The organism is Rhodococcus sp. C1, from assembly GCF_020809065.1.
Lineage (GTDB): Bacteria > Actinomycetota > Actinomycetes > Mycobacteriales > Mycobacteriaceae > Rhodococcus_F > Rhodococcus_F qingshengii.
Genome location: NZ_CP078080.1, coordinates 3,177,173 through 3,201,481, shown reverse-complemented (window position 1 = coordinate 3,201,481; position 24,309 = coordinate 3,177,173). Strand labels below are relative to the sequence as shown.

The following is a 24,309-nucleotide window of genomic DNA, read 5'->3' as shown; positions in this document are numbered from 1 at the left end:
GTTGTCTTGTGGTTCTTAATGTAGGTTAGCCTCACCATAATTCAAGAGTAAAGAACTGTGACGCTGGGCACCGCATATTCACAGGAACTTGCCCCGCAGGGAGCACACCCACATAGGGTTCCGTAACCTAAGATGCGAATTCCCTGCGCACAAAGACCAGGAGCTCGATCCGCCAGTGACGATGATCAAACCGCTCGGGAACGGACATCCCCGAGGACCCAGCGAGACGTACGGACGGCGCATAGTGCCGCGCGGCCCGGCTCCTGTCCGAATGCGTGTTCTAGCTGGGATTTTCGACGCGGGGGTGTTCCTGCTTCCGTTGCTCGTCGGCTGGTACGTCGTTCAGTCGCTCCGAGACGAGAACGGTGGCGGCGAAGCCGACCGCGCAGTATTCGGTGGGACGGCAATAGCCATTGCCGTTGGTCTCCTCGTGTGGAACCTGGGATTCCGCGAAGGTGCCACAGGCCGGACCTCGGGAAAGGGATGGGTAGGTCTGGTCACGCGTGACGCGAAGACAAAGCAGCCCATCGGTGTTCGCCGGGCTCTGCGCAGGCCGTTCGATCGAACCGGTATCGAGGTGGTCCGTGAAAGCACGGCGCGCGAAGAAGGGTTCGAGGAACTCGCGCGCGACAACAGCGTCGGGGCAACTCGTCGACGCCGGCTGATCGGTCTCGCGGTGCTCACGGTTCTTCTCGCGCTCGTCATGCTCGCGAGCATCGCGGTGGGCGCACGTCCGCTGACGTTTGCCGAGATCTTCCACGCCATCTTCAGTTCGGACGGCACCCAGACGGACATCATCGTGCGAACGTTGCGCGCTCCGCGGACCATCCTGGGTCTTGTCGTCGGCATCGCACTCGGTATCGCCGGCGCCCTGATTCAGGGACACACGCGTAACCCGTTGGCAGATGCCGGACTACTCGGCCTCAACGCCGGCGCGGCTTTCTTCGTAGTCATGGCGATCTATCTCTTCGGCTTCACCGCACCGAGTCAGTACCTCTGGTTCGCGTTTGCAGGATCGTTCGTCGCCAGCATCGTCGTCTTCGGCTTGTCCTCCATCGGAAACGGCGGCGCGAGTCCTCTGAGTTTGGCTCTGGCGGGCGCAGCCGTCGCGTTCTTCCTGCAAGCCATGACCAATGCCGTGATCATCCTCGACCAGACCAGTCTGGACGCCTACCGTTTCTGGGTAGTCGGGTCGGTGTCCGGTCGCGGGTTCGACGTTCTCTGGCAGGTCCTCCCCTTCCTGATACTCGGTTTGGTCATCGCCCTGGCGAGTACGCCTGGTCTCAATGTCCTCAGCCTGGGTGAAGACGTCGCAAAAGCGTTGGGAACGAACATCGCGTTCAGTCGCACACTCGGCATCATCGCGATCACCCTGCTGACCGGCGCCGCGACCGCAGCGTGTGGACCTATCGCGTTCATCGGATTGGTGGTCCCCCACGTGGCCCGGGCCATCACCGGACCCGACTACCGCTGGCTGGTCCCGTACGCGGGCTTGCTCGGCGCGGTCATGTTGATCACCGCGGACATCATCGGCCGCGTAGTCGTGCGCCCCGGCGAGTTGCAGGTCGGAATCATCCTGGCCCTCTTCGGCGCCCCGTTCTTCATCGCTCTCGTACGCCGCAGGAAGTTGGCAAGTCTGTGACGCTCAAGCAAGAACTCCGGGTACTCCCCCGGACCGTCCCCTCACGTAAGTCGATTCGTATCGGTGGATTCTCGCTGGTCTACCGTCCACTCGCGGTGTCGGTGTGCATTGCGCTCGCGGTCGCACTCTTCCTTCTGCTCTGCATCAACATCGGACGCGGCGACTATCCGATCTCGATCCCCGATGTCATTTCCGTCCTGCTCGGTAATGGAAGCAAGACACAGAACCTGATCGTCTTCGATCTCCGACTTCCTCGATCGCTCACCGCACTCTTCATCGGCATGGCACTCGGCATTGCAGGTGCGGTCACCCAGACGATCGCTCGCAACGCCCTCGCCAGCCCCGACATCCTCGGAATCACGGCCGGATCGAGTGCTGCCGCGGTTGCTCTCATCGTGCTCGGTGGTGGCGGGTCGTTCGTGGGACTGCTTGCCACACTGGGGATTCCGTTGGCTGCACTCTGCGGCGGCCTACTGACAGCAGTGGTGATCTACGCCTTGGCGTGGCGCAAGGGCGTCGAGGGGTTCCGCCTCATCCTGATCGGTATCGGCATCAACGCCATGCTGGTGGCAGCGACGGGATGGCTCCTCATCTCGGCGGACATCAACGACGCTTCTCGCGCACAGGTGTGGCTCAACGGTTCACTCAACGGTGCCACCTGGAATCAGATGTGGCCGGTCGCCATCGCCGTCGCAGTAGTCGGCGGCTACGCGGTGATCGCATCGTTCACCATGGGAGCACTGCGGTTGGGCGACGACAACGCCACCTCACTCGGTGTTCGCTTGCAATCCTCCCAGGCCAAGCTGTTGCTCTCCGCCGTGGCGCTGGCCGCCATCGCAACCGCCGCAGCAGGTCCGGTCGGCTTTGTCGCCCTGGCTGCGCCACAGGTCGCTATGCGTCTGGTGCGCTCTGCCGGCCCGCCCATCGTGGCGTCCGCGCTGACCGGTGCTGTACTGGTGGTCGGCAGCGACGTCATCGCTCGAACAATTCTGCCTGTGGAACTCCCCGTCGGAATCGTGACTTCCGCACTTGGTGGTCCGTTCCTGCTCTACCTGTTGGTTCGTAACAATCGGAAGGTCACAGCATGACCACCATCGCCCAGTCCACCGATACTCCTTCGCGTCTCGTCGCCAAGAACCTGACGCTCGGGTACGGGGACCGCATCATCGTCGACGGACTCGATCTCGAGATCCCTACCGGCGTGATCACGACGGTCATCGGCCCCAACGGTTGCGGCAAGTCGACGCTCCTGCGTGCGCTCGGTCGTCTGCTCAAGCCCAAGGGCGGATCGGTTGTCCTGGACGGCAAGGCGATCAGTTCGATGAAGACCAAGGAAGTCGCACGGGTGCTCGGAATGCTCCCCCAGACTCCAGTTGCGCCCGAAGGACTCACCGTCGCCGATCTGGTCTCACGTGGGCGCCACCCGCACCAGTCGTGGATCAGGCAGTGGTCTGCGGACGACGAGGGCGAGGTCGCCGAAGCGCTGGAGCTGACCGGTGTCTCGGATCTCGCCGATCGACCCGTCGATCAATTGTCCGGCGGTCAGCGCCAGCGGGCCTGGATCTCGATGGCTCTCGCCCAGGGAACCGACATTCTGCTTCTCGACGAACCGACTACCTATCTGGACCTCGCGCACTCGATGGAAGTCCTCGACCTGGTGGATCAACTCCACGAGGAAATGGGGCGCACCGTGGTGATGGTTCTGCACGACCTCAATCTCGCGGTCAGATACAGCGATCATCTGATCGTGATGCGCGACGGCGCCGTCGTCGCTTCTGGTGTCCCCAAGGACATCATTTCCGCGGAACTTCTGCTCGAGGTGTTCGGTCTCGAAGCTGCGGTCATCGACGATCCCGTCTCGGATCGGCCGCTGATCGTTCCGATCGGCACCCGGCACGTGTTCGGCGCCGTCGGCGGGCCGGCAAAGCCTGCGTGACGATCGCGAATCAGCGACCCAGAATCGTCCGAACAAGTTTGAATCCCTGACCGATCGTCACGGTCGGCAGGTACGCTCGTCCGACCGCGTTCCCGATGCTCGGCAACGCGGCTGGATCGGCGAAGGTCATGTGCATCGGCACGTACCGAGGCTGGAACTTCGATTTGAAGGCCAACAGCGAACGAAATCCGTACACCGGTTCCAGGGTGCGACCGAGCAGGTCGAGCACGCTGTCCATCATCGCCGAGAAAGTCGTGGCCTCCGGTTCGTTCGCATTCCTCTCGGAATCACCGGCGATTGTTGCCAACGGTGCACCGGACAGACTGAGGAACTCGACGTCCTCCTCCTCCTCCTCCAATTTCAGTGCAGCGGAGGCGATGAGGAACTCCATCGCGGGACGGAATCCTTCGGAGCGTCGCCTCATGAAGTCGAGTGTCCACCCGACGACTTTGCCGTCGCGGTACACCGGTAGCCACGACGTGACACCGTGCACGGTGCGATCCTCGTCGACGGCGATCAGGCACCGCACTTGTTCGTCGTCGATCTCGTCGAGTCCGCCGAGGGTGAATCCCATCTCGGGCATCCCCTTGTCCGCCACCCATTCCTCCGAGATCGCAACTATCTGATCCTTGATCGCGAGAGGTGCATGAGGGAAGGAAATCCACTCGGCCGTGATCCCGGACTTCTTCGCCCGGTTCAGTGCTGTTCGCACATCCTGGAACCGCTTTCCTGTGAACGCGACCTGTCCGAGGTCGAGCACGGTTTCCTCGGCGACCTGCAGGCCGCTCCAGCCCATGGAATCAGTGATGCTTCGGGCGTCGTCGGTCACTGAATAGAAGCAGGGAATCCAACCGTTCGACGAAGCGAACTCGGCAAACTCCTCGATCGCCGTGCGCATGCGATCTGGAGGACCGACCGGATCACCGGTTGTGAGAGCAACACCGGCGATGACGCGATACGCGACGTAACTCGAACCGTCCGCGCTGAACCAGTATGTGTTTCCCTTCCACGTCGTCATCCAGGACAACGGGCTGCCGGTACCGGCGATCAACATGGATCGTGCTCGTTCGGCGGCTTTGGGATCGGCGGTCTTGACCGGCTTGAGGAAACTCACGAACACCAACACGGCGGCGACGCCCCAGAACACGACGCCGGTCCACTCGAAGAGCAACGTCGACTCGATGTCCACGGGAAGCAGACGCGGATCGATCAACTGCAGGTACACGGGCGGTACAAGGCGCTGAGGGAAGTCCGCGAGCAACATCGTTACGGTGGGCTCGCGATCGAACCCGTGCCTGGCGAGCATTCCGCCGCCGACGTAGATCACGGCGAGGACCGCGAGCAAGGTCACGATCGCAGCACCGAGACGTCGGTATGTCTTGGCCGGGGCCGCGACGTCGAAGTATCGACGTGTCGCGATCAGCAGGATCAGTACGAAGAGCGGTGTCAGGAACGGCACCAGAGTTCGGTACACGTTCGGATCGCTGATTCCGTAGAACAAGCTGTCACTGTCGACGGCGTCGACGAACCTGATGACGAAGTTCCCGATCGAGAGGACGAGTAGGACTACCTGAGCACACACTGTCGCAATCCAGGCAAATCTGCGGCCACGACGGAGCCCGTCACTCAACACGAGAACGAAGATCGACGGCATCAGCGAGAGCAGAGTCGGGCCGATACCGGAGAGTCTGAGCTCGAGGAGTCCTCGTCGGCAGTCCGGATCCGACGAGGACTCCTCACACAGTTCTCGAACCTCGGCGACAGTCCAGGGAACTCCGCGGAAGAGGTCACGGAGGACCGCGAGTGGGCCGACCGCCTGCGGGGACAATGCGGCGATCATCGGGCCGATCGCACTCGCCGCGACGACGATGGCGACCAGGACGCGACCCTCTCGCTGTGTCCCGGCGATGCGCTCACCGCGCGCCGATCGTCCGACGATCCACTGTCCGATCACCAAACCCACCACAGCGGCAAAGAATCGGATGACGTCTTGCAGCTGACCACTGAACAAGGCCAAAGTGATCGTCAACGCCAAAGTTCCGACGCGAATGCGACGGCGCCACAGGGTGCCCATGTTCGAGCTGGCGGCCATCGCAGCGCCGACGATCCATGCACTGGCTCCGACCGCGGAGCCCACGTGGAGGCGGAATCCCCAACTGGAATCGAACACCTTCGCAAACGACGCCCAGCCGAGCCCGAGCAGGACTCCCAAGATTTGAGTGCTTGCGCCGGCGATCGCAAGCTTGATCGTTCCCATTCGGCGTTCGAGGGGTGCGGCGACTGCGATCAGGAGCACGGTCGCGCCGAGGTACCCGAGCAGGTTTCCTGCCCACAGCACGGACGTGAGCGGAGTCCAGATGCGGCCGTGCTGGATCGAGCCCATTCCGGCACCGATCGTGTGCTCGAGATCGCGGGACGGTCCGTGAACGAGGCTGCCGGTTGCGGCACCCACGATCCACATGGTGAGAAGTAGAACGACCGTCAATGGTGCGTCGCGAATGCCGAAACGGATGATGCCGGCAGCTTTCTGCGTGACTACCCGCGCCCGTGATGTCGATTCTTCGGTGCCCGGCGAACTGTCGATCGTCATCTACGTGCGGCTACTTTCTGCGGATCGACTGTTGGCTTGCAATTATCGGGCATCGTCATTGTCGGGAATTCCGTCGTCTCACACCACCGTAACCGTCACGCAGATCACTATGGCCAATACCACACCCCCACCGAGGTGGTTACTACTACCAGTAGTACGTATTTCGTCGTGGAAGTCCGTAGAATCGAAGAATGGCAGGTCTAGGTGAACTCGAACGCGCGGTGATGGATCATTTGTGGTCCACATCGGAACCGCAAACTGTGCGACAGGTGCATGAAGCACTCGCGACGCATCGCGAATTGGCGTACACGACGGTAATGACCGTTCTGCAGCGCCTGGCGAAGAAGCATCTGGTGATTCAGCAGCGTGACGATCGCGCACATCGCTATCTTCCCGTCAACAAACGCGAAGAACTGGTCGCGAGTCTGATGGTCGACGCGCTGGCCCAGGCTCCGGAGTCCGGCGGTCGCGCCGCGGCGCTCGTCCACTTCGTGGGACAGGTCAATGCTGACGAAGCCGATGCTCTCCGCGAAGCGCTCGCTGCCCTCGAGGTGCGCGAGTCCGCGAAAAAGGCTGCGCAGCCCGGAATTTCTAGGCCGAACTGATTTCGTCGTGCATGATGTGTAGGACATGAACGCCACTACTGCACTGGTTTTCGGACTGCTTGCCTTGTTGCTGGCCGGTCCGGTTCCCGCACTCCTGAGCCGCTCCACGTGGCCTTACCGCGCTCCACGCGCGGCGTTGGTTCTGTGGCAAGCCGTCGCAATTGCTGCGGTGCTGTCGGCATTCAGCTCGGGCCTGGCCATTGCCAGCCAGCTGCTCGTTCCCGGCACTGACGGTAGGCCGACGACGGCCCCGACCGCCGAAATCGATGCACTCGGGCTCCCGCTGTGGATTCTGTACGTGGTTGTTTTTGCCCTGACGCTTCTGATCGGCGCGAAGCTGATCTTCTCGATCATCCAGGTCGCTGTGAGAACCCGACGTCGCCGTGCACGTCACCGCGTGTTGGTGGACCTTCTCGACGACTGCGCCATGCCCGCGTCGGTGGAACGCACACCCGATCTGCGGGTACTGGACGTCGACGAACCGATCGCATACTGCCTGCCAGGTCTGCGTCAACGCGTGGTTCTCAGTCAAGGCACTCTGCAGAACCTCGATCATGCCGAGGTCAAAGCCATCCTGACGCACGAGCGTTCCCACCTGCGAGCTCGTCACGATCTGGTCCTCGAGGCTTTCACTGCCGTCAACCACGCGTTCCCCCGTTTCGTTCGTAGCAAGTCGGCCCTGGGATCGGTGCAGCTACTGGTGGAGTTGCTCGCCGACGATTCAGCCGTGCGGGCTACCGGTCCCACTCCCCTCGCGCGGGCGCTTGTCGCGTGTGCCGGATCGACGGCACCCCGCGGGGCAATGGCAGCGGGCGGGCCGTCGACGCTCATCCGAGTGCAACGCCTCTCGGCCGACGACGCAGATCCCCGCATCGCAGTTTTTGCGTATCTCGGGGCGGTCGCGATTCTCGTTGTTCCCACGGTTGCGGTGGCTGTGCCCTGGCTCACCGAACTTCGACTGCTTTTCAACGCATACTGAGTCTTGACCTGCGTAACCCCGTGTAGTAGTGCAGGTCACAGGCGGGGCTACCTGACTTCGGTGTCCCCGGTGGCGTAGAGTGGATCACGGCCACCATCGTGGTCCGTCAACATATAACGGCACACAGCCCAATTCCCCGCAGTATGCGTTCGGATTGCCAGGTGACATGTGCCCTGGCTCGTCCCTTTGCGAACTGTGTCGTGTATTTCAGCATGGCTTCTTCCGCTCCGCGACGTGCCCGTAGTCCGGAGAGGTTTCCGCGTGACCAACGCTGTCCAAATGTCGTCTTCCGAGAACATCGAAGACCCCACCGTCAACACCCCCGCTGCCGAAGAAGCAGTCGCCACCGAGCCGGGTATCACCTTCGCCGAGATCGGCCTGCCCGAGCAGCTTGTTGCCGCATTGGCGCGCAACTCCATCACCGTCCCGTCCCCCATCCAGGCGCAGTCCATCCCGGACGCGCTCGCCGGAACCAACGTTCTCGGCCGCGCACAGACCGGATCGGGCAAGACCCTCGCCTTCGGCCTGCCGATGCTGACCCGCCTCTCACGCCACGAAGATCGCCCGGCCGCCAAGCGTCCCCGCGCACTCGTGCTCGTCCCCACCCGTGAGCTTGCTTTCCAGGTGGTCGACTCCCTCAACTCCTACGCCGGCGCACTCGGACTCACGGTTCGTCCCGCTGTCGGTGGAACGCCGTTCGCCAAGCAGGTCGATCAGCTCCGACGCGGCGTAGACGTCCTCGTCGCAACGCCGGGTCGTCTCGGCGACCACCTGCGTCAGGGCACCTGCATCCTCGACTCGGTGGAAATCACCGCACTCGACGAAGCCGATCAGATGGCAGACATGGGCTTCCTGCCCGAGGTTCGCTCGATCCTCGGTGAGACCCCCGCAGACGGACAGCGTCTGCTGTTCTCGGCAACCCTCGACCGTGAGGTCCAGTCGCTGGTTCGTCAGTTCCTGGCCAACCACGTCACCCACTCCACCGAAGACGGCCGCGCAAGCGTCGACACGATGGAGCACTACGTTCTCCTCGTCGATCGTGGACAGAAGGATTCCGTTCTCGCCGAGATCGGTGCCCGCGACGGACGCACCATCATGTTCGCCCGCACCAAGCTCGGTTGCGAGGGAATCACCGACCGCCTCCGCGCAGTCGGCATCGCTGCCGAGTCGCTTCACGGCGGCAAGGCACAGAACCAGCGCACCCGCGTCCTCGAGCGTTTCAAGAACGGCCGCACCCCGGTCCTCGTCGCAACGGACGTCGCAGCACGCGGCATCCACGTCGACGGCATCGACCTCGTCGTTCACGTCGATCCCCCGGCCGACCACAAGGACTACCTGCACCGCGCTGGTCGTACCGCTCGCGCCGGCGAGAAGGGCACCGTTGTCGCCATCGTGCTGCCGAACCAGAAGCGTCAGTTCAAGCGTCTGACCGGTATGGCCGGCGTCAATGCCGCAGCCGTTGCCGTCACCCCGGGTTCTGCTGAACTTGCTCGCATCACCGGCGCCAAGAAGCCGACCGGAGAACCGTTGCGCGAGAGCTCTTCTCGTGGCGAGCGTTCCTTCGGTGATCGTGGTGGAAGCCGTGGCGGCTACCAGGGCAACCGCTCGTCCGGTGGATACCAGGGCAACCGCTCTTCGGGTGGCTACCAGGGCAACCGCGACGGCGAGAGCCGCGGCGGATACCAGAGTGATCGCTCCAGTGGTGGTTACCAGGGCAACCGCGACAGCCGCCCCTCGACCGGATACCAAGGAAACCGCTCTTCGGGTGGCTACCAGGGCAACCGCGACGGCGAGAGCCGCGGCGGATACCAGGGCAACCGTTCGTCCGGTGGTGGATACCAGGGTGATCGCTCCAGCGGTGGTTACCAGGGCAACCGTGACAGCCGTCCGTCCTACGGAGACCGCGACAGCCGCCCGTCGACGGGTTACCAGGGCAACCGCTCGTCGGGCGGATACCAGGGAAGCCGTGACGGCGAGAGCCGCGGCGGATACCAGGGCAACCGTTCGTCCGGTGGTGGATACCAGGGCAACCGCGACAACAACCGCTCGTACGGCGATCGCGACAGCCGCCCCTCGACCGGCTACCAGGGCAACCGCTCCTCCGGTGGATACCAGGGAAACCGCGAAGGCGGCGACAACCGTGCAGCCTCGACCAGCGGTGGCGGCTTCCGCAGCCGCACCGACCGTCGTAGCTATGACGGATTCGACGGCCCGAAGCGCGATCAGCGGTAATACCTGCGCTGAGCTGCGGCTCGACAACTGAACACTGAGAACCTTCCGGCTGTGCCGGAAGCTGTATCGAGACGGATGCAGGTCACTGCAATTAAAGTGATCTGCATCCGTGTTTTGTATGCACGGTCTGATGTTCACGCGCGTCGCGGCCGCACCGTTTTCGGCTGCGCACAGCGCAGGATTTCACAGCCGCGGACCGAGAGGGAAAGCTGTAAGCATGTCAACCACTAGCACCGAATCACCCCGAGCTCAGATCGGCGTCACCGGCCTGGCCGTCATGGGTTCGAATATTGCCCGCAATTTCGCCCGCCACGGTCACACCGTTGCCCTGCACAACCGCAGCATCGCGAAGACCGATGCCCTGATCGCCGAGCATGGTTCCGAGGGCGATTTCGTGCGCACCGAGACCGTCGAGGAGTTTGTTGCCGCACTTCAGAAGCCGCGACGCGTCCTGATCATGGTCAAGGCCGGCGCCCCGACCGATGCTGTCATCGAAGAGCTCGCAAACGCCATGGAGCCCGGCGACATCATCATCGACGGTGGCAACTCGCTCTACACCGACACGATCCGTCGTGAAGCGGCGATCCGCGCCCGCGGACTGCACTTCGTCGGCGCCGGTATCTCCGGTGGCGAAGAAGGCGCACTCAACGGTCCGTCGATCATGCCGGGCGGCCCGAAGGAGTCCTACGAGGCTCTCGGCCCGCTTCTCGAGTCCATCTCCGCTCACGTCGACGGCACCCCGTGCTGCACGCACATCGGCCCCGACGGCAGCGGTCACTTCGTCAAGATGGTGCACAACGGCATCGAGTACGCCGACATGCAGCTCATCGGCGAGGCGTACAACCTCTTCCGCGACGCTCTGGGCTACGACGCCGGTCAGGTTGCCGACGTCTTCACCGAGTGGAACAAGGGCACCCTCGAGTCCTACCTGATCGAGATCACCGCCGAGGTGCTCCGCCAGGTCGACGCCGAGACGGGCAAGCCTTTGGTCGACGTCATCGTCGACGCTGCCGAGCAGAAGGGCACGGGCCGCTGGACGGTCAAGTCCGCTCTGGATCTGGGCGTGCCGGTCACCGGTATCGCCGAGGCCGTATTCGCTCGCGCACTGTCCGGTAGCCGCAATCAGCGCGCCGCAGCTCAGGCGCAGGGTCTGGCTGCCGGCTCTCTCGGCGACAAGCCTGCTGACGCCGAGCAGTTCGCCGCCGACATCCAGGCCGCGCTGTACGCGTCGAAGATCGTGGCGTACGCGCAGGGCTTCGATCAGATCGCTGCCGGCAGCGCCGAGTACGACTGGAACCTCAAGCCTGCCGACCTGGCGACGATCTGGCGCGGTGGCTGCATCATCCGTGCGCAGTTCCTCAACCGCATCAAGGACGCGTTCGACGCCGATCCGAGCCTGCCGAGCTTGATTCTGGCGCCGTACTTCCGCGAGGCCATCGAGGCAGGCATCGACAGCTGGCGCCGCGTGGTCGCCACCGCGACGATGCTCGGCATTCCGGTACCTGCGTTCGCGTCCTCGCTGTCGTACTACGACGGTCTCCGCGCGGAGCGTCTGCCGGCCGCCCTGACTCAGGGTCAGCGCGACTTCTTCGGCGCGCACACCTACGAGCGCATCGACAAGCCGGGCAAGTTCCACACACTGTGGAGCGGTGACCGCAGCGAAATCGAGGCCTGATTCACAGCGGGTATCGGTAGATGCGGTCATCTGCGTCTACCGATACCCGGTAGCCTGGACAAATGCAGGAATCGACGATCGACTCGCCCACCTCGACCGAAGGGCGTTCGTTCGTCGACCTCGGAATCCCCGCCGTGATGGTGCACGCGTTGCGCCGAAGCGGCATCGATGCCCCCTTCCCCATTCAGTCGGCAACCATCCCCGATGTTCTTGCCGGTCGGGATGTACTCGGGCGCGGTGCGACGGGTTCCGGAAAGACTCTGGCCTTCGGGCTTCCGATGCTGGTGCGCCTCAAGGGTGGGGCGAGCAAGCGGAATCGTCCGCGCGGTTTGGTGCTCGCTCCCACCCGTGAGCTGGCGATCCAGATCCACAAGGCACTCGACGACGCCGCTACCGAGATCGGTTTGCGTGTGGCAAATGCGGTCGGGGGCGTTCCGATCAAGCGTCAGGCCGACATCCTTGCCCGCGGCGTCGATCTGCTGATCGCGACCCCCGGGCGCTTGCTCGACCTACTCGAGCAGAAGTCGGTGATTCTCGACGACGTCGTGATCACGACCATCGACGAAGCCGACCACATGGCGGACATGGGCTTCATCGACGAGGTTGCGAAGATTCTCGACACGACTCCGAAAGACGGTCAGCGTCTTCTCTTCTCAGCGACACTCGACGGCAAGGTCGACGATCTGGTCGCGGGTTACCTGCGCAATCCGGCGTCGCACTCGACTGCTCCCCCGGTTGCGACCGTCTCGACCATGGAACATCATCTGCTCTTCGTCGACCGCGACGACAAGAGATCCGTTGTCGCACATATCGCTTCGCGTGCGGGGCGGACCATCATGTTCGTCAAGACCAAGCACGGTGTGGATCGTCTTGCGCAGCAACTGCATTTGATCGGCGTCTCGGCCGGGGCTCTGCACGGCGGCAAGACGCAGAACAATCGGACCAAGACCCTCGCGTCGTTCTCCGACGGGACAACACCGGTCCTGGTCGCCACCGATGTCGCCGCGCGCGGAATCCATGTCGACGACGTGACGCTCGTCGTTCACGTCGATCCCCCGGCCGAGGCGAAGGACTACCTGCACCGGGCCGGCCGGACGGCACGCGCCGGCGAATCGGGCGTCGTCGTCACCATCGTCACCGACGAAGAACGTGATTCGGTCGAGAAGTTGACCAAGCAGGCAGGCATCAAGGTTCACGGTGTGCGGGTTCGTCCTGACGATCTTGAACTCACGCGCATCACCGGTGCGATGGAGCCGACGGGAATTCCGGTCGAGGCTCCCGATACGACGGTTGCCGTCAAGCACACCGCCAAGCGTGGCCGTCAGGAACACGACACTGCAGGCCGGACCGCTGCCGGAGGCCGGATGAAGAAGGACGGCGACAAGCGCGCCGCCTCCTCGCGGCGCGTCACCGATCCGAAGAGTGTGAAGAAGATCCGTGCGGACGGCACTCCGGTCCCGACCCGTTCGGAGCGTCTGGCGTCCAAGGGCTTGACCCCGCGTCGCGGCGCACCCGGCGCAGGAAAGCCGTCTGCCGGAAATCGGGCGGGCAAGCGCGCACACTGAGGGAATGGGTGATCTTCCACTGATCTCGGTTCTCTGCGCACTTCTCGCTGCACTGCTCTTCGCGTGCGCTTCGGTCGCTCAGCAACGGGCGGCGTCCGCGGTTCCCGAGGGCGAGGCGTTGGTGGCGTCGTTGATTCGCAGTCCTCGGTGGTGGGCCGGGCTGATCGGTGACGGCGGCGGGTACGTCATGCAGGCCGTTGCACTGTCGTTGGGTTCGGTGTTGGTGGTGCAGCCGCTGATCGTGACCTCGTTGCTGTTCGCGCTGCCTCTCTCGGCCAAATTCTCGGGAATCCGCATCACCCGTTCCGCGTGGTCACTGGCGATCATGCTCGCGATTTCCTTGGCGATCTTCCTCGTCGTCGGCGATCCCACCGAGGGAGACAGCAATGCTCCATGGTCGGATTGGGCTGTGCCCCTGACGATTACGGTCGCAGTGGCCGTGGCCGCAACTGTCGGCGGCTTGTCCAAACTCGACGGCGGCTGGCGCGCACTGCTTCTCGGCTCTGCGGCAGGCATCTTCTACGGCGTCGCCGTCGCATTCACCAAGTACGTCACCGACCTACTCGGCCACGGCGTCGTCGGGGTGATTTCGGCATGGCAGACGTGGGCGCTGATCGCCTCGGGCGCAATCGGGGTCTACCTGCAACAGCGCGCGTTCCAGGTCGGGCCGCTGTCGGCGTCGCTACCCGCCCTGACGATCGGCGAGCCGATCGCGGCCATCTTCCTGGGGATGACAGTGCTCGACGAACGCCTCCGCGTCGACGGTCCCGGAATTGCTCTCATCGGGTGCGCCGTCGCCGTCATGATCATGACCACGATCGCCCTTTCCCGCTCACAAGCGCGCGATACCGAGGGCGCTACGGCGGAATCGACGGTAGGCTCGTGAAACGTGCAGTTCCTCGAAGGGCAACGCCCCCCATACGACCTGACCTACGACGACGTCTTCCTCGTCCCTAACCGGACCGAGGTCACCTCTCGGTTCGACGTCGATCTCAATTCTTCCGACGGATCCGGAACGACCATTCCCGTCGTGGTCGCCAATATGACCGCAGTCGCCGGCCGCCGCATGGCGGAGACTGTCGCCCGCCGCGGCGGACTGGTCATCATTCCGCAGGACGTCCCCACCGAAGCTGTCGCCGAGACCGTGGCGTTCGTCAAGAGCCGCCACCTCGTCGCCGATACGCCGGTCACGCTTAGTCCGGACGACGCCGTCTCCGATGCGCTGGCGCTGCTTCCCAAGCGTGCTCACGGCGCGGTCGTGGTGGTCGAGGACGGTAAGCCTCTCGGTGTCGTCACGGAGGCTGCCTGCGCGGATGTCGATCGGTTCACTCGCCTACGTACCGTCGCGATCACCGACTTCGTCACGGCCCCGGTCACCGCCACACCGCGTGAGGTCTTCGAACTGCTCGAAACCAAGCACGATCCGCTGGCGGTCATCGTCAACGAAGACGGGACTCTTGCCGGCGTCCTCACCCGCACCGGCGCGATCCGTGCCGGCATCTACGACCCCGCAGTCGACGCGCGCGGCGCACTCCGGGTCGCTGCGGCGGTCGGTGTGAACGGTGACGTGGGCGCCAAGGCCAAGGCACTCGTCGACGCCGGTGCCGACGTGATCGTCGTGGACACGGCTCACGGTCACCAGCAGAGAATGATCGATGCACTCACCACCCTCAAGGCGCTCGATCTCGGCGTCCCGTTGGTCGCAGGCAACGTGGTCTCCGCACAGGGAACCCGTGATCTGATCGCCGCAGGCGCGGACATCGTCAAGGTCGGCGTCGGACCCGGAGCCATGTGCACGACTCGCATGATGACCGGCGTCGGACGCCCGCAGTTCTCGGCCGTCGCGGAATGTGCTGCAGCGGCACGTGAGCTCGGCAAGCACGTCTGGGCCGACGGCGGCGTTCGACACCCCCGCGACGTTGCACTCGCCCTCGCGGCGGGCGCGTCGAACGTCATGATCGGCTCGTGGTTCGCCGGCACATACGAGTCCCCCGGCGATCTCAAAGTCGATCAGGCGGGCAACGCGTACAAGGAGAGCTTCGGTATGGCCTCCAAGCGCGCTGTTGCCGCTCGCACAGCCACCGAAACGGCTTTCGATCGCGCCCGTAAGGGATTGTTCGAGGAAGGCATCTCCAGTTCGCGGATGCGTCTCGATCCCGAGCGCCCTGGAGTCGAGGACCTGATCGATCAGATCTGTTCCGGCGTGCGCAGTACCTGCACGTACGCGGGTGCGCGCTCTCTCGAGGAGCTGCACGAGAAGGCCGTTCTGGGCGTGCAGTCCGCCGCCGGATTTGCCGAAGGACGGCCGCTTCCGTCTGGTTGGTGAACCACGTTCTGTGACTGTCGGCGGGTGCTCGGGTCCCTACTCCCGGGCACCCGCCGGTATCATTGGATCCGTAAACAGAAAACAAAACTCGGTCGGGTGCCCTTCGGCGACCCGACCGAGCCCGCTACAGCCGAGAACTACTCGGCTCTGACGAAAGGAACCCGGTGCCCGAGGCACCCACACACTTACCCGGCGCTACACCCGTCGTTTTATCCGAGGAATCTTCTGATTCCGCCGGTTCGGAGGGCTCCTCTAGCGAGCCGGGAGACAAACCCGGCGGCCCCCGTGCACATCTCAGGTGGCGATGACACATGGACATCGTTTTCACCATTCTCAGCCTGGTCGGCTTCATCGCGCTGACTGCAGGCACCGCCCTCTTCGTGGCGGCCGAATTCTCACTGACCGCGCTCGAACGCAGCACCGTCGACGAAGCTGCTCGTGGCGGCGACCGACGCTCGCGGCAGGTTCAACACGCGCACAAGACTCTTTCGTTCCAGCTCTCCGGCGCTCAGCTGGGCATCACGATCACAACCCTGATCACCGGTTACCTGGCCGAGCCGGTCCTGGCACGGTTCATCACACCGGTCACGAAGGCCGTCGGGCTCAGTGAATCCGCTGCCTCGACAACGTCTTTGATCCTGGCGCTCGTGATCGCGACCTCGTTCTCCATGATCTTCGGTGAGCTCGTACCGAAGAACCTCGCAATCTCCAAGCCGATGCCCACCGCCCGCGCGACTGCGGGCCTGCAAGCAGGGTTCTCGCTGATCTTCCGGTGGGCCATCAACGGCCTCAACGGAACCGCCAACTGGATCGTGCGACGCCTGGGCATCGAACCCGCGGAGGAATTGCGCTCCGCGCGATCACCGCAGGAACTCGGGTCCCTCGTGCGGACGTCCGCGCAGCGCGGGTCCATCGACAAGGGCACGGCGATGCTCGTCGACCGTTCACTGCAGTTCGGTGACCGCACGGCAGAAGAGCTGATGACTCCGCGAGTGAAGATCGAATCGCTGGAACTCTCGGACACCGTCGCAGACCTGATCGTGACGGCGTCGCGGACCGGCTATTCGCGCTTCCCGGTCGTTCGCGGCGATCTCGACGACACGGTCGGCGTCGTACACATCAAGCACGCGTTCACCGTTCCGGCCGAACGTCGGCGCACGACGCGCGTCGACAGTCTGGCTCAACGTGTTCCCGTCGTGCCGTCGAGCCTGGACGGAGACACCGTCATGGAGCGAATCCGCTCCGACGGTATGCAGGTTGCGCTCGTCGTCGACGAGTACGGCGGAACTGCCGGCATCGTCACGATGGAAGACCTCATCGAGGAAATCGTCGGCGATGTGCGCGACGAACACGACGAACCCGAACTCGACGTGCAGCGCGTCGGCGACGGATGGTCGTGCTCCGGTCTCCTGCGCATCGACGAGGTCACTTCGGCTACCGGGTACACCGCTCCCGAAGGCGACTACGACACGCTCGGTGGGTTGGTGCTCACCGAACTGGGCCGCATCCCCGACGAGGGTGACGAGGTGGAATTGCCCGACGTCGACTCGTCCGGTGATTCGCGCGGAAAGTGGATTGCACGAGTGACCGGCATGGACGGCCGCCGTATCGACCGGGTGACTATCACGCCGGTCCCCGCTTACGTCGAACCCGAATCCGCAGACGACAGCAAGAAGGAGTCCGACGATGAATAACCTCTTCGGTGTACTCCTCACCGTCGTGCTGCTCGCCGGCAATGCATTCTTCGTCGGTGCGGAGTTCGCACTGATCTCCGCACGACGTGACCGCCTCGAAGCACTGGTCGCGCAAGGCAAGAAGCGGGCGCTCACAGTCATCAAGGCCGGTGAGAACCTCTCGCTCATGCTTGCGGCGGCTCAGCTGGGCATCACGATCTGCTCGATCCTCCTCGGTAAGGTCGCCGAGCCCGCCATTGCGCACCTCCTCGAGGTGCCGATGGAAGCCGTCGGCCTGCCCGACGGATTGCTGCACCCGATCTCGTTTGCCATCGCGCTGTCGCTCGTCGTCGTGCTGCACATCCTGCTCGGCGAGATGGTGCCCAAGAACATCGCGTTGGCCGGCCCCGAGAAGACGGCCATGCTGCTCGTTCCCGTGCATCTGGCGTTCATCAAGATCGCTCGCCCGATCATCGCGTTCTACAACCTGTGCGCGAACGGAGTGCTCAAGCTCCTGCGCGTCGAACCCAAGGACGAACTCGACGTCACGGTCTCGGCGGTGGAGTTGTCCGCGATGATCGGTGAATCGCGATCCGAAGGTCTGATCGACGCCGAAGAACACCGGCGGTTGAAGCAGGCACTCGAATCGACCGATCGGACCGTCTCCGAGGTCCTGATCACTCTCGACAAGGTGCGGACCATTCCCCTCACACCGTCGGGAACAACACTGGGTGAGATCGAGCGTGCGGTCATCGAGACCGGATACTCGCGTTACCCGGTGCGAGCGAGCGACGGATCGCTGGCTGGGTACGTGCACCTCAAGGACGTGCTCGACGAGGTGCTCGACGAGGCCGCTGGACCGGACACCGTCGTTCCGACGTCGGATATCCGGCCGCTGCCCATCGTTCCGCTCAGCACACCGCTGGCCGAAGCGTTGGCCGGCCTTCGTCGGGCCAGCTCGCACCTCGGCGCTGTCACGGACGCTGACGGAGTGGTGATCGGTATCGTCGCGCTCGAGGATCTCCTCGAGGAGTACGTCGGAACGGTCCGCGACGGCACGCATCGCGGCACGGATGCTGTTCCCGGACAAAGAAACAGCTGATCGATGACACGTTCGGTGCATTCACTCGCACTCGCGCAGAGCGAGTGGACGGCTCGGCGGGCACTTCACCTCGAGGAGGTGGAGAAGCTCGTCGAGCCGCACCGAGCGCGTCGTAGCGCCGGTATCTCTCACCCGGTGCACGACTTCCTCTTCACGTACTACAACTTCAAACCCGCCCAACTGCGCCGCTGGCACCCCGGGTACGGAGTCGCGCTCGAGAACGCCGCCGAATACGCAGCCTTCTCCGGCTACCGCGTCGACGAGTCGGGTACCGCGACGGTCGAGGCCTCAGTGCTGGAGCGTCGGCGTCACACAGTCGAATTCGTGTGGAATCTGTTGAATCAGACGTCTGCGCGGCCCGCTGTGCTGGGTTGCTTCGGCCTCCACGAATGGGCGATGGTCTATCGCGGCGGCGAGGACGCAATCCGTCATCAGTCGGTGCCGCTGCGACTCGGGTTCGCCGGTACCGACGCGGTCGTCGAATCCCTGCCACTCAAATGCACGCACTACGACGCGTTCCGGTTCTTCACACCGGACGCGGCCCCCAAGAACTCGCTCCCGCTTGCACGCGAAACTCAGATCGATCACGAACAGCCGGGCTGCCTGCACGCCGGTATGGATCTGTACAAGTGGAGCTTCAAGTTGTTGCCACTCGTCGATTCCGACCTGGTGATGCGGTGCTTCGAACACGCGCTCCTGGCCCGTGAACTCGACATGCGCGCGAGCCCATACGACCTTGCCGAGTACGGGTACTCCCCCATTCGTATCGAAACTCCCGCGGGCCGCGCCGAATACGTGCGTCAGCAACAACAGTTGGCGGATCGTGCTGCGCCGCTCCGCGATACGCTGGCAGAAAAGTGCCGGGAGCTTCTCGGCCACTGAACTGCCGAAAGGCGTCGCATGGATCACGGGTACGGGTTCTATCTCGACGAATACCAGCGTGACGTCGGGGTGCACACCGACGACCGACGCGGGCACATCGAATGCCCGGACTCGGCGGGTTTCCTTGCGGCGCACTTGCCGGTGTTCGACCTCGCTGCGGGCTCGGTAGCGGCGTTCGCCTCGGCGATTCATCGGTCAACCCGCCCGGGCGACGGACACTGGACCCTCGATCCCGAGCGCATCGCCGCGTCCTTCTCGAGCGATCGACTGTTCCGGATCGGCGGCGAGCCGATCAACGGGTTCTCCGAGCACTCGGGGTTCTTTGCCGCCCGCGACGGTTGGGTCCGCACGCACGGCAACTATCCGCACCATCGCGACCGCCTGCTCGCCGTCCTCGCGCTCGATCACGGATCACCCAAAGATGCAGTGGCGCAACGGATATCCGAACTCAGCGCCATCGAGATCGAGCAGCAGGCCGCCGAGATCGGAGCCATCGCGGTCCGTGTTCGTACCGAGACCGAGTGGCGCCTGAGTGAGCAGTGCGCAGCTGCGAGGTCTGCGCCTCTGGTATCCATCCGAGCACGCGACGAGGGAAAACCCCGCACGCATCCGACGCGCCCACGCGTTCTCGACCTGACCCGCGTCATCGCCGGTCCGGTCGCGACGCGTGCCCTGGCGTTGGTCGGCGCTGACGTTCTGCGGATCGATCCCCCGGCGATCCCCGAGATCGGATGGCAGCACCTCGACAGTGGACAGGGCAAGCGGTCGGCGCTTCTCGACCTGAAGTCCTCGGCCGGAGCGGCAGCGTTCCGAGAACTCCTCGAAACCGCAGACGTACTGGTCACCGGCTACCGGCCGGGTGCACTCGAAGCGCTCATCGGGCAGGATCTTCCCGCCCACCTGATTCACGGGCGCGTCAGCGCATGGGGATGGGAAGGTCCGTGGGCGAATCGCCGTGGCTTCGACAGCATCGTGCAGGCCGCGTCCGGCATTTCGTTCCTCGAGGGTGGTGAGAACCCTGGCGCACTTCCGGCGCAGGCACTCGACCACTCGACCGGATACTTCTTGGCAGCGGGGATCCTCGACGCGTTGACACTGCGCTCGCACGACGGCCGTGGCCGCGACGTCGACGTGTCGCTGGCCAGCACCGGCGCTCGTCTTCTCGACGCACCCGGCCGAACCGTCCATCCCGGTCTACCGACCGCTCCCGGCCTGAATGTTGTTGTCAACCATGCCGACGTGACCACCGCACGACCCGCGCTGGCAGAGTTCGAGGACTACCCCGAACCGGCGCATCCGTGGGGATCGGATCGCGCGGAGTGGGCACACTGAGGGACCGGCACATTCAGGGCAAGATGGACCTGTGAAGTCACATACCTACACACTCGACCTTCAGTGGACGGGCGATCTGGGAACCGGAACGTCCAGCACGCAGGGATATTCGCGCAATCATGCAATATCCGCGGTCGGAAAGCCGGAACTTCTCGGCAGCTCCGATCCCTCGTTCCGCGGTGACGCGCAGCGATGGAACCCCGAGGAACTGCTCGTTGCCTCCCTCGCCCAGTGCCACATGCTCTGGTACCTCGGTCTGGCAGCTGCCGCTGGGGTCGTCGTTCTCGACTACAGCGATCAGCCGGTCGGCAGCATGATCGAGGAATCCGATGGCGGCGGCCAGTTCATCGAGGTGACGTTGAATCCGACGGTGTTGGTCGCGGAGGCGTCGATGGTCGAGAAGGCCCAGGAGCTTCACGGCCCCGCACACACGAAGTGCTTCATCGCTCGGTCGGTGAACTTCCCCGTCCTGCATTCCCCGACGATCCTGGTGGCCACCGATGAGTGACATGCACAAGCTCATCGTCGACGTCGACACCGGTATCGACGACTCGTTGGCGCTTCTCTATCTCCTTGCCAGCCCCGAAGCCGAGATACTGGGGATTGCGAGCACCGCCGGCAACGTTCCGGTGGAACAGGTCGCGGCCAACAACTTGAACTGGCTTGCGCTCTGCGGCGCCCCGGACATCGAGGTTGCACTCGGCGCCCGCGAGCCATTGGTCATACCGTTGCGCACCACCGAGGAGACTCACGGTCCGCAAGGAATCGGCCATGCGGTCCTCCCCGATTCGGGTCGCAAGCGCTCGGTCCGAACCGCCACCGACCTCTGGGTGGATCTCGTCCGGGAGTACCCCGGACAACTCACCGGGCTGGTGACGGGGCCGCTCACCAACCTGGCCTTGGCGATCAGACGTGAACCCGATCTGCCGTCTCTGCTGAAGCGACTGGTAGTGATGGGTGGGTCGTTCAACTATCCGGGCAACACGACGCCGACCGCGGAGTGGAACGTCTCGGTGGATCCGCACGCCGCCAAGGAGGTGTTCGACGCGTTCTCCGTCGTACCCGCGCACCGGCGCCCGATCATCTGCGGCCTCAACGTCACCGAATCCATCGAGATGTTCCCCGAACATGTGCGTCGGCTCGCCGAAGCTGCCGGGAGCACCCCGGAAGAGATCATCTCGCCTGACGACGGTCCCGACCTCCGCAGTTCCGCGTCCAACAGCGTGATCAGGCATATGTCCGACGCAATCCGGTTCTACATGGAATTCCATCGTGAATACGACCAGGGATTTCTTGCTCACATGCATGATCCCTTCGCTGCTGCCGTCGCGCTCGATCCGAGCCTGGCGACGCTGAAACCGGCAACGGTAGATGTCGAAACCGAGAGTCCACTGCTGATCGGAACGACGGTTGCGGACTGGGTCGGGCACTGGAAGCGTGAGCCCAACGCGGATATCGCGGTCAGCACCGATCCGGCGGAATTCTTCGATCGACTTGTCCACCGAGTGGGAAATTACGCCCGCGTCGTGGGTTGACCGAGCCGGGCACCGGCTATGCTCGCATGGACAGAACACCAACGTACGAGAACAAAGGACCTGACGTGCAGATTTCCAGCCACGATGCCTCCCCGGCATTTGCGCTCGGATTGATGGCGTTCTGGCCCACTCGTCGTAGCGCATGCTTCGATCAGGCGTGTTGCTGAGCGGCGATTCTCGCTGCCTGCACCCCTGACTTTGTCGCTTCTTCGCTCGGAGTCTGTCTTCTCATGTTCAATCTTCTTTTGTTCACCCTTGTCGGCGTCGGCGCCCAGCTCGTCGACGGCGCCCTCGGTATGGCCTTCGGTGTCACCGCAACCACTCTGTTGATGATCGGTGGCCTCGGTCCGGCTCAGGCCAGCGCCGCTGTTCACCTGGCCGAGGTCGGCACCACCCTCGCTTCGGGTGTGTCGCATTGGAAGTTCAAGAACATCGACTGGAAGCTCGTCGCCAAGCTCGGTGTGCCCGGCGCAGTCGGTGCATTCATCGGCGCAACTGTGCTCTCGGGTCTGTCCACCGAAGCGGCAGTCCCCATCACGGCGACGATCCTGCTGGCCATCGGTATCTATGTGGCACTACGCTTTTCGGTCCGCCCACCGGCCGTCGCGGACGCTCGTACCACCCCGCACACTGCACGTTTCCTGTCCCCACTCGGCCTGTTCGGTGGTTTCATCGATGCATCCGGCGGTGGTGGTTGGGGTCCGATCACCACCAGCACGCTGCTCTCACGAGGAAAGACCGCGCCGCGCACCGTGATCGGCTCGGTCAGCGCCTCGGAGTTTCTGGTCGCGTCAGCCGCGTCGCTGGGATTCCTTGTCGGATTGGGACGTGAGTCGGCGGGAAACCTCCTCGTTGTCGCCGGTCTCGCGCTCGGCGGTGTCATCGCAGCTCCGTTCGCGGCGTGGCTGGTCAGCCGCGTACCTGCAACCTTGCTCGGAACGGCGGTGGGCGGCGTCATCGTGTTGACCAACGCACAGAAGCTGTTCAAATCCTTCGACATCACCGGGGCGGTCACAGTGGCCGGCTACCTGGCCATTCTCGGCGCGTGGGCAGCGCTGCTGTTCTACGCGTGGAAGCGGTCCACGCTCACCCCAGCCGAGGCAGAAGGCGATTTCACGGGAGTCGAACTCGCTGTCGAGACCGAACTCACCGAGCCTGCAGTCAAACGCGAGCGATAGCTCGTCACAGAAGAAATCCCGGGTATCCGCGCTCGGATACCCGGGATTTTGTTCTTTCCGTGCTAGTTGCTTCCGTCGAACGCGTCGAGAATTCGCCCCGCCGCCAACGCTGCCGTCAGCGAACCGTCACGCACGCTCTGCTCGACGTCGGCCCGGATCGCACGCACCCGATCGTTGCTCGAGAGCCTGCGTAGCAGCTGATCGTTGACCATCGTCCAGGTCCAATCGACCTGTTGCTTGCGACGCTTCTCCTCGAACTGTCCTGCTTCGGTGAGCACCTCACGGTGTTTGGTGACAGTTCCCCAGAACTCGTCCAGCCCGACACCTTCGAGACCGCTCATCGTGATGACGGGCGGCTTCCAGATGGCGTCGTGCGGGTAGATCAAGCGAAGCGCACCCGCCAATTCGCGGGCAGCACCCTTTGCCTCGCGCTCATGCTTGCCATCGGCCTTGTTGACCGCCACCAGATCTGCGAGCTCGAGGACACCCTTCTTGATGCCCTGGAGCTGATCACCGGTACGAGCGAGGGTCAGGAACGTGAAGCAGTCCACCATGTTGGCAACAGTGACTTCGGACTGGCCGACACCCACCGTCTCCACCAGGATGACGTCGAAACCGGCAGCTTCGAGAAGCACGATGGTCTCGCGGGTTGCCTTGGCAACACCACCGAGCGTGCCGGACGTCGGTGACGGCCGGATGTACGCATTCGGTTCGACGGTGAGCCGAGCCATGCGTGTCTTGTCGCCGAGAATCGAGCCGCCGGTGCGGGTGGACGACGGATCGACCGCCAACACCGCAACCCGATGTCCCTTGCTCAGCAAGTACATTCCGAGCGCGTCGATGAAGGTCGACTTGCCGACGCCGGGAACTCCGGTGATGCCGATCCGGTGCGCTCCCCCGGCCTCCGGCAGCAACTTCAGTAGAAGTTGCTGCGCGAGGGCCCGGTGGTCGTCGCGAGTGGACTCGACGAGGGTGATCGCCCGAGCGAGGCCGGCACGCTGATTTCCGCGCACCGCCTCGGCGAGGGAATCAATGTCGATGGGCTGACGTGCCATCT

The 24,309-nt window shown here is 63.9% G+C and carries 20 protein-coding genes; 18 read left to right on the top strand and 2 right to left on the bottom strand.

Annotated elements, in window-relative coordinates:
* Positions 1-181 precede the first annotated feature (181 nt).
* Genes KTR60_RS14785 through KTR60_RS14775 form a run of 3 tightly spaced genes read left to right on the top strand, consistent with a single transcriptional unit; the run spans position 182 to position 3,578 of the window.
* Entirely contained in the window at positions 182-1,642 is a 1,461-nt protein-coding gene (locus KTR60_RS14785) for a FecCD family ABC transporter permease (protein ID WP_073512408.1), read from the top strand.
* Positions 1,639-2,730: a FecCD family ABC transporter permease gene (locus tag KTR60_RS14780; protein WP_003944960.1), complete on the top strand. Its 1,092-nt coding sequence runs from the start codon at positions 1,639-1,641 to the stop codon at positions 2,728-2,730. Before KTR60_RS14785 ends, KTR60_RS14780 begins: the two co-directional genes overlap by 4 nt.
* Complete coding sequence (locus tag KTR60_RS14775; RefSeq protein ID WP_003945031.1) at positions 2,727-3,578, top strand: ABC transporter ATP-binding protein; 852 nt, start codon at positions 2,727-2,729, stop codon at positions 3,576-3,578. Before KTR60_RS14780 ends, KTR60_RS14775 begins: the two co-directional genes overlap by 4 nt.
* 10 nt (positions 3,579-3,588) lie before the next feature.
* Here KTR60_RS14775 and KTR60_RS14770 read toward each other — a convergent pair whose 3' ends face one another.
* On the bottom strand, positions 3,589-6,168 hold the full coding sequence (locus KTR60_RS14770; protein ID WP_228400985.1) for a bifunctional lysylphosphatidylglycerol flippase/synthetase MprF: 2,580 nt from the start codon (positions 6,166-6,168) through the stop codon (positions 3,589-3,591).
* 191 nt (positions 6,169-6,359) lie between these two features.
* Here KTR60_RS14770 and KTR60_RS14765 point away from each other — a divergent pair, with 191 nt between their 5' ends.
* The 15 genes from KTR60_RS14765 to KTR60_RS14695 all read left to right on the top strand — a co-directional run bounded on the left by KTR60_RS14765 (position 6,360) and on the right by KTR60_RS14695 (position 23,252).
* Positions 6,360-6,773, top strand: a complete 414-nt coding sequence (locus KTR60_RS14765) for a BlaI/MecI/CopY family transcriptional regulator (RefSeq protein ID WP_003944876.1) — start codon at positions 6,360-6,362, stop codon at positions 6,771-6,773.
* 25 nt (positions 6,774-6,798) lie between these two features.
* On the top strand, positions 6,799-7,752 hold the full coding sequence (locus tag KTR60_RS14760; RefSeq protein WP_007730909.1) for a M56 family metallopeptidase: 954 nt from the start codon (positions 6,799-6,801) through the stop codon (positions 7,750-7,752).
* 261 nt (positions 7,753-8,013) lie between these two features.
* Complete coding sequence (locus KTR60_RS14755; protein ID WP_228400984.1) at positions 8,014-9,984, top strand: DEAD/DEAH box helicase; 1,971 nt, start codon at positions 8,014-8,016, stop codon at positions 9,982-9,984.
* Between the two features lie 217 nt (positions 9,985-10,201).
* The gene (gndA, locus tag KTR60_RS14750) at positions 10,202-11,659 is read left to right on the top strand and encodes an NADP-dependent phosphogluconate dehydrogenase (RefSeq protein ID WP_007730904.1); all 1,458 of its coding nucleotides are present in this window, start codon (positions 10,202-10,204) and stop codon (positions 11,657-11,659) included.
* A 62-nt stretch (positions 11,660-11,721) separates the two neighbouring features.
* The gene (locus tag KTR60_RS14745; protein WP_003944962.1) at positions 11,722-13,224 is read left to right on the top strand and encodes a DEAD/DEAH box helicase; all 1,503 of its coding nucleotides are present in this window, start codon (positions 11,722-11,724) and stop codon (positions 13,222-13,224) included.
* Positions 13,225-13,228: 4 nt separating this feature from the next.
* Positions 13,229-14,110 carry a DMT family transporter gene (locus KTR60_RS14740; RefSeq protein WP_003944968.1) on the top strand — a complete coding sequence of 294 codons (882 nt, stop codon included), beginning with the start codon at positions 13,229-13,231 and terminating at the stop codon, positions 14,108-14,110.
* A gap of 3 nt (positions 14,111-14,113) precedes the next feature.
* Positions 14,114-15,550: a GuaB1 family IMP dehydrogenase-related protein gene (locus KTR60_RS14735; RefSeq protein WP_007730903.1), complete on the top strand. Its 1,437-nt coding sequence runs from the start codon at positions 14,114-14,116 to the stop codon at positions 15,548-15,550.
* 311 nt (positions 15,551-15,861) lie between these two features.
* A complete protein-coding gene (locus tag KTR60_RS14730) occupies positions 15,862-17,244 on the top strand; it encodes a hemolysin family protein (RefSeq protein WP_003944847.1) in 1,383 nt (460 codons plus the stop codon).
* Complete coding sequence (locus tag KTR60_RS14725) at positions 17,237-18,325, top strand: hemolysin family protein (protein ID WP_003944826.1); 1,089 nt, start codon at positions 17,237-17,239, stop codon at positions 18,323-18,325. Before KTR60_RS14730 ends, KTR60_RS14725 begins: the two co-directional genes overlap by 8 nt.
* 3 nt (positions 18,326-18,328) lie before the next feature.
* Positions 18,329-19,207: a hypothetical protein gene (locus tag KTR60_RS14720; RefSeq protein ID WP_030536382.1), complete on the top strand. Its 879-nt coding sequence runs from the start codon at positions 18,329-18,331 to the stop codon at positions 19,205-19,207.
* A gap of 18 nt (positions 19,208-19,225) precedes the next feature.
* Positions 19,226-20,539, top strand: a complete 1,314-nt coding sequence (locus tag KTR60_RS14715) for a CoA transferase (protein ID WP_054188233.1) — start codon at positions 19,226-19,228, stop codon at positions 20,537-20,539.
* A gap of 31 nt (positions 20,540-20,570) precedes the next feature.
* Positions 20,571-21,047, top strand: coding sequence for an OsmC family protein (locus tag KTR60_RS14710; RefSeq protein WP_007727816.1), 477 nt, complete (start codon positions 20,571-20,573; stop codon positions 21,045-21,047).
* The gene (locus tag KTR60_RS14705) at positions 21,040-22,074 is read left to right on the top strand and encodes a nucleoside hydrolase (RefSeq protein ID WP_064114340.1); all 1,035 of its coding nucleotides are present in this window, start codon (positions 21,040-21,042) and stop codon (positions 22,072-22,074) included. Before KTR60_RS14710 ends, KTR60_RS14705 begins: the two co-directional genes overlap by 8 nt.
* A gap of 26 nt (positions 22,075-22,100) precedes the next feature.
* Positions 22,101-22,241 (top strand): hypothetical protein, encoded by a 141-nt coding sequence (locus KTR60_RS14700; RefSeq protein ID WP_156423186.1) that lies wholly within the window; start codon positions 22,101-22,103, stop codon positions 22,239-22,241.
* Between the two features lie 63 nt (positions 22,242-22,304).
* Entirely contained in the window at positions 22,305-23,252 is a 948-nt protein-coding gene (locus KTR60_RS14695; protein WP_054827848.1) for a sulfite exporter TauE/SafE family protein, read from the top strand.
* Positions 23,253-23,314: 62 nt separating this feature from the next.
* Here KTR60_RS14695 and meaB read toward each other — a convergent pair whose 3' ends face one another.
* Entirely contained in the window at positions 23,315-24,307 is a 993-nt protein-coding gene (gene meaB, locus KTR60_RS14690) for a methylmalonyl Co-A mutase-associated GTPase MeaB (protein ID WP_007727819.1), read from the bottom strand.
* Positions 24,308-24,309 lie beyond the last annotated feature (2 nt).

What these genes read in the sequence shown, in the direction of transcription:
- KTR60_RS14785 (WP_073512408.1), top strand. Translation starts at nt 182, where the DNA reads ATGATCAAACCGCTCGGGAACGGACATCCCCGAGGACCCAGCGAGACG.
- KTR60_RS14775 (WP_003945031.1), top strand. Translation starts at nt 2,727, where the DNA reads ATGACCACCATCGCCCAGTCCACCGATACTCCTTCGCGTCTCGTCGCC.
- KTR60_RS14770 (WP_228400985.1), bottom strand. Translation starts at nt 6,168, where the DNA reads ATGACGATCGACAGTTCGCCGGGCACCGAAGAATCGACATCACGGGCG.
- KTR60_RS14765 (WP_003944876.1), top strand. Translation starts at nt 6,360, where the DNA reads ATGGCAGGTCTAGGTGAACTCGAACGCGCGGTGATGGATCATTTGTGG.
- KTR60_RS14760 (WP_007730909.1), top strand. Translation starts at nt 6,799, where the DNA reads ATGAACGCCACTACTGCACTGGTTTTCGGACTGCTTGCCTTGTTGCTG.
- gndA (WP_007730904.1), top strand. Translation starts at nt 10,202, where the DNA reads ATGTCAACCACTAGCACCGAATCACCCCGAGCTCAGATCGGCGTCACC.
- KTR60_RS14745 (WP_003944962.1), top strand. Translation starts at nt 11,722, where the DNA reads ATGCAGGAATCGACGATCGACTCGCCCACCTCGACCGAAGGGCGTTCG.
- KTR60_RS14740 (WP_003944968.1), top strand. Translation starts at nt 13,229, where the DNA reads ATGGGTGATCTTCCACTGATCTCGGTTCTCTGCGCACTTCTCGCTGCA.
- KTR60_RS14730 (WP_003944847.1), top strand. Translation starts at nt 15,862, where the DNA reads ATGGACATCGTTTTCACCATTCTCAGCCTGGTCGGCTTCATCGCGCTG.
- KTR60_RS14725 (WP_003944826.1), top strand. Translation starts at nt 17,237, where the DNA reads ATGAATAACCTCTTCGGTGTACTCCTCACCGTCGTGCTGCTCGCCGGC.
- KTR60_RS14720 (WP_030536382.1), top strand. Translation starts at nt 18,329, where the DNA reads ATGACACGTTCGGTGCATTCACTCGCACTCGCGCAGAGCGAGTGGACG.
- KTR60_RS14715 (WP_054188233.1), top strand. Translation starts at nt 19,226, where the DNA reads ATGGATCACGGGTACGGGTTCTATCTCGACGAATACCAGCGTGACGTC.
- KTR60_RS14705 (WP_064114340.1), top strand. Translation starts at nt 21,040, where the DNA reads ATGAGTGACATGCACAAGCTCATCGTCGACGTCGACACCGGTATCGAC.
- KTR60_RS14700 (WP_156423186.1), top strand. Translation starts at nt 22,101, where the DNA reads ATGGACAGAACACCAACGTACGAGAACAAAGGACCTGACGTGCAGATT.
- KTR60_RS14695 (WP_054827848.1), top strand. Translation starts at nt 22,305, where the DNA reads ATGTTCAATCTTCTTTTGTTCACCCTTGTCGGCGTCGGCGCCCAGCTC.
- meaB (WP_007727819.1), bottom strand. Translation starts at nt 24,307, where the DNA reads ATGGCACGTCAGCCCATCGACATTGATTCCCTCGCCGAGGCGGTGCGC.